The organism is Acidithiobacillus sp., assembly GCF_023255755.1.
Taxonomy (GTDB): Bacteria; Pseudomonadota; Gammaproteobacteria; order Acidithiobacillales; family Acidithiobacillaceae; genus Acidithiobacillus.
In genome coordinates this window covers 1-3338 of sequence record NZ_JAGDVS010000071.1, presented here as the reverse complement: position 1 = coordinate 3338, position 3338 = coordinate 1, and the positions used below count along the sequence as shown (strand labels likewise).

The window sequence follows — 3338 nt, the reverse complement described above, 5'->3', positions numbered from 1 at the left end:
CTCGACAGCACGCCCTCAGCGCCCTGAGCTTCGAGAATCCGGGGTGTGCTCCTTGAGCCAGTCACGCAGGGCCGCATTCATGCGACTTTGCCAGCGCGGGCCTTGGGCCTTGAATGCCGCCAGAATGTCGGCGTCCAGGCGGATGCCGGTATGCACCTTGGTGACGGCCGCCTTGGGTCGTCCTCGGCGCACCAGTTGCTCGCCTTGGTAGAGGTCGGCCGTTGCAAACCAGGCATCGCTCAGCTCCGGCGCATCGTCGGGATCACTCCAGGTGGTTTTGGAAACGTGCTTGTTCCCGCTCATTGGCTTCTCCATCATGCTGATGATGCGGCGCGCTGTGCCGCGCTGCGTCCAGACGACCACCACCAGGCGGCCTTGCAGTGTGCCCACAGTGATGTGGCGCTCTTCCCCGTAATCAGTCCGCGTATCCCGCTGAGAGAAGTGCCGCCCGGCAAAAACCTCGCCAGCTTGCGCGAAATCCAGACCGCGCGCATTGAGCGTCTGCTCGCGTTTGTCGGGGTCAAATTCAATCTGCACATAGATTATCGTAGCAACAATAATTCTGTGCTTGGCGTGACCTGGGCGCTTTGCCCCCATCCAGACTATTTGGCGGTGTCACAGGCATTGCGCTGCAACGCGGGTGGCTGCGGATGAGAGCCGCTGGTCGTTCCGTCCATCGTCGCCGCCGGCACCCATCGATAGAGCGTCGGCACCGACACCCCGAGAGTGGCCGCCACATCCCTGGCCGGCGTGCCCTGCTGCATCAGTGTCCTGGCCGCCTCGATCTTGGCCGGTGTCATGCTGCGCTTTCTGCCGCCGACCCGTCCGGCCTTTCTCGCGGCGGCAAGACCCGCCTTGGTGCGCTCGGCAATCAGCTCGCGCTCCATCTGCGCCAAAGACGCCATCACATGGAAGAAGAACCGCCCGGACGGGGTGGAGGTGTCGATGGCATCGGTCAGGCTCCTGAACTGAATGCCCTGGGCCTGCAAGGACTCCACCAGCTCGACCAGGCCCTTGACGCTGCGCCCCAGGCGGTCGAGCTTCCACACCACCAGGGTGTCGCCCTCTCTGAGCGCATCGAGCGCGCGTGCCAGCCCGGGGCGGTCGGCCCGCAGCCCGCTCATGGCATCCTCATAGACCTTGGCACAGCCCGCAACAGCCAGCGCCTGGCGCTGCAATTCCAGGTTCTGATCCTGCGTGGACACACGCGCGTAGCCGATCAGCATGATTTTTCCGAGTTGGACTCTTCAAGCAGCTTGGCCAGCTTCTCACGTCCGACTGCATCAAACCCTTGCCGATGCGCCGTGCCCTCGATGTAACCCGAACTGAAGGCCAGGCCATCGAGCTCGGGCGGGATGATGTTGGGACGGCCTTGCAGACCTGCGGCATAGCCCGCTTGCCACGCCTGGTGATCCATGCTGATGACAACGTATGGCGACACGGGGATTCTCCTTCTCGCATCCTTCCGGGGAGCGGCATCCTCAGTGTGGCCCGCCCATCACCGCACAACGGGCCAGATAACCCGAGCGGGATTCTCCGGCGGCCTGAGCCGCCGCATCGATGCGGCGCAGCACCCGGGCGGGCAGGGTGATGTTGATGCGCTCCACGCGGTCGGACAGCTTTGCCAGATCCACCGGCACGACAGCCCAGATCCACCCGGCAAATTCGGGCTGTTCCTGGAGCGCGGCCACAGAGGACGGAGCGGGAATCGTGCCGCCGTCATCCATCACTGTTTCCAGCCAAAGTTCGATGGCCTCACGGGCGTTGGTCATGGCGTCGTCCAGCGTATCGCCCGCCGAAAAACACCCCGGCAGATCGGGCACCACCACGCCATAGGCATGGCCCTCATCGCCAGGTTCGATTGCAATGGGATAGTTCATGGTGCAGTCCTCGGTTTCAGGCCAGCCTGCTTCAAGAGCTTGTGGCTCAAGCCCACTCCCAGATCCTTCTTGGGATGCGGCACACTGAGATGCCCGGGCTTGTCCGGGTGGGTGTAGATGTGATGCGACCCTTTGGTCGCCCGCAGCACCCACCCATCGGCCAGCAGCTGCTTGATCAGATCGGTGCTGTTCATGGTGTGCATTATACACACCATCAAAACGGCACCGCAGACTTCTCGGAACTCACCTCCATGCTATTCAATCGAGAAAAAACAATCAAGACAGGATTTCGAGAACGAAAAACCCGCGCAAGTCCTTGATCGATGGTCAAGGCATTGCGCGGGTGGCGGGCTTCTCAAAAACGGTGGTTAACAAGGCGGCGGATTGAACGTTATGTTTCCGCTAAATGGATCTACGCTTGGCGCAACGTTCAGGTGGACATGGCGTCCGTTGTCATAGGTTCGCCAGCAACTGCCATTAATGCACCGTGTGTTGCAGGTTGTCTCGCCGGGGACTTTTTCTGGCCGTGCAGGCCACGGGCTGTTCCCAGTGGTTCTGATCGACTTAGGTGATGTGCCACCTGGATTCTGATTGAATGCGGTGCGTTTCTCTACAGGCATGGCATTGATGGCTTTCAGTACCCCAATACTCTGCATGCGCTGCGTCAGTTGTTGCGCCCTCTCGATTTGCTGCTCCGTCATGATTGAAGCCAGATGAGTGCGGTTGGACGTTGCAGGGTTGTCCTTGGAGGGATTGCCCGTCGCGGAGAGGTTGTAAAGCGCATAGGCAATCACATAGTCCTGCGGCACGCCCTGGCCGTTGTCGTACATGAAGCCCAGGTTGTTTTGCGCAGCGGCGTAGCCCTGGTCGGCGGCCTTGCGGTACCAAGCGAGTGCCTGCGCATAGTCCTGCGGCACGCCCTGGCCGTATTGGTACATGACGCCCAGCCAATCTTGAGCGTTGGCATCGCCGCTTTGCGCTGCCGCTTGAAGTTTTGCAAGCGATGAGGCGTCCTTTTGGAGATAGGCAGATCTGGCTAATGCTTCCGCCTGTTCGCTTGTCATGGCTTGTGCTGTTGCTCCAAACAAAGCCAGAGAGAAGGCGATGGATATGGCGAGGAGATGATGTCGCATGGATTGGCTGAACATAATCGGCAGTGATTTCTTCGCCAGGAATTGGCGGGTATAAAAGAGCTTTTGCGCGGCCATGACGTCACGTTAGCGCATCGACTGATGCCTATGCAGTGGCGCACTACGCCACCTCAAAAAACGGTGGTTATCGACAGGATGCTGGAAGATATTGTGATGGAACCGCGTTTGCGGGCATCGTTCCGCCTGGTGCATTCGTACACTTCCAGTTTATTGAAGAATTTCCAGCGCTACCGGAAAGAAACAAGGTCTTGTTCTGAATTGCAGAATTTGCTTTGTTGCCGCCGTACTGAATAGTGACAAGAACGCC

7 protein-coding genes and 1 pseudogene are annotated in these 3338 nt (G+C 59.8%); all 8 read right to left on the bottom strand.

The window, feature by feature from the left end; genetic code table 11:
- Positions 1 to 15 precede the first annotated feature (15 nt).
- Complete coding sequence (locus Q0C48_RS14660) at positions 16 to 303, bottom strand: BrnA antitoxin family protein (protein WP_366937004.1); 288 nt, start codon at positions 301 to 303, stop codon at positions 16 to 18.
- A gap of 24 nt (positions 304 to 327) precedes the next feature.
- Positions 328 to 597 (bottom strand): annotated as a pseudogene (locus Q0C48_RS14655) (BrnT family toxin); the annotation flags it as partial.
- 5 nt (positions 598 to 602) lie between these two features.
- Positions 603 to 1226, bottom strand: coding sequence for a recombinase family protein (locus Q0C48_RS04885; RefSeq protein WP_291522102.1), 624 nt, complete (start codon positions 1224 to 1226; stop codon positions 603 to 605).
- Positions 1220 to 1441, bottom strand: coding sequence for a hypothetical protein (locus Q0C48_RS04880; protein WP_291522100.1), 222 nt, complete (start codon positions 1439 to 1441; stop codon positions 1220 to 1222). The genes Q0C48_RS04885 and Q0C48_RS04880 overlap by 7 nt, the downstream gene beginning before the upstream one ends.
- A gap of 40 nt (positions 1442 to 1481) precedes the next feature.
- The gene (locus tag Q0C48_RS04875) at positions 1482 to 1880 is read right to left on the bottom strand and encodes a type II toxin-antitoxin system HicB family antitoxin (protein WP_291522098.1); all 399 of its coding nucleotides are present in this window, start codon (positions 1878 to 1880) and stop codon (positions 1482 to 1484) included.
- Positions 1877 to 2083 carry a type II toxin-antitoxin system HicA family toxin gene (locus Q0C48_RS04870; protein ID WP_291522095.1) on the bottom strand — a complete coding sequence of 69 codons (207 nt, stop codon included), beginning with the start codon at positions 2081 to 2083 and terminating at the stop codon, positions 1877 to 1879. The genes Q0C48_RS04875 and Q0C48_RS04870 overlap by 4 nt, the downstream gene beginning before the upstream one ends.
- A 165-nt stretch (positions 2084 to 2248) precedes the next feature.
- The gene (locus tag Q0C48_RS04865) at positions 2249 to 3088 is read right to left on the bottom strand and encodes a tetratricopeptide repeat protein (RefSeq protein WP_291522093.1); all 840 of its coding nucleotides are present in this window, start codon (positions 3086 to 3088) and stop codon (positions 2249 to 2251) included.
- A gap of 67 nt (positions 3089 to 3155) precedes the next feature.
- Positions 3156 to 3338: pilin (locus Q0C48_RS04860; protein WP_291522091.1), on the bottom strand; the 183-nt coding region annotated here is incomplete at its 5' end.